This window comes from Vibrio sp. 1457 (assembly GCF_033340195.1).
Classification (GTDB): domain Bacteria; phylum Pseudomonadota; class Gammaproteobacteria; order Enterobacterales; family Vibrionaceae; genus Vibrio; species Vibrio alginolyticus.
In genome coordinates this window covers 1-1,012 of sequence record NZ_JAWOWA010000166.1, presented here as the reverse complement: position 1 = coordinate 1,012, position 1,012 = coordinate 1, and the positions used below count along the sequence as shown (strand labels likewise).

Here is a 1,012-nt window from a genome sequence, read left to right as displayed (position 1 = left end):
CTGCTCACGTTCTTTTTGCTGGGTAATATCTTGGATCACAGTCAGCACAAACTTCTTCTTCCCGCTTGGAGACGCGATGGTTTTACGCTCTCGATACACATGTTTAATACCGAGTTCGCACCCCGCAGACGCAACCTCTTCCGAGATGCGTTGTCCACCAATTACAGTGGCCAATTCATCCGAGTTGTTCACGAGAGGCGCATTAGTCGAGCAGCTTTTCAGCTTACATTCTTGGCATTGCTTGCTCTTGTAGTTGGCACAGTTGCTCATTTCCAACTGGTTATCTTCACCGTGAATAAACACCAAGCTGTTAATTTCTTGAATGATGCCCATCAGCCATTGTTTTTCCGCTTCTTCATTGTTGGCATTCAGCTCAGCTAATTTCACCTTTAGACGTAGGTGCGCAAGAATGAAATACGCGGCAGCAAACATCAGAGAAAAAGCGACCGCACCTGCCAAGAAAAATTTTGCCATTTGCTCATCGTCGTAGCCATAAACTAGGTTGAAGCTTCGGTGCGAGCGCAGAAGTTTTTCTATCTCATTTGAGTCAATGGTTTCGATGATGCTGTTGAGCATGTGTTGGAGCTGCGTATTGTGTTTTGCAACTGCAAACGCATTCGAGAACGTCAGAACGTCTTGCTCATTGATCACCAAACCATCGACCTGATCTTGCGCAATCATGCTATGAACAACGTCATCAGGAATGTAAGCCACGTCCAAAACGCCCGATTTCAAATCCGTAAGCAACTGTTTTAAATCGTCATAACGGTCAAAACGGTCCTGTTGCCACACACCTAAGTGCACCAACCCTTGTTTCTTTAAACTCAGTAGAATGCCCGCTTTTTCTGGCGATGACTTGTCGCGTTCGCTCTCTTCTGCTTGGATAGAAACGTAATTGCTGTGCATGAATGGTTTAGTAATCAGCCAGTCTGACTTAGGGACTGGGCCCACATAAGATACCGGGACAATATCGGCATCAAACGCCGTCAACCCATTAGAAAGACTCGACGTC

General features: G+C 46.0%; 1 pseudogene. It reads right to left on the bottom strand.

What is annotated here, in order from left to right:
• A pseudogene (locus R7Z41_RS24605) lies at positions 1–1,012 on the bottom strand (transporter substrate-binding domain-containing protein); the annotation flags it as partial.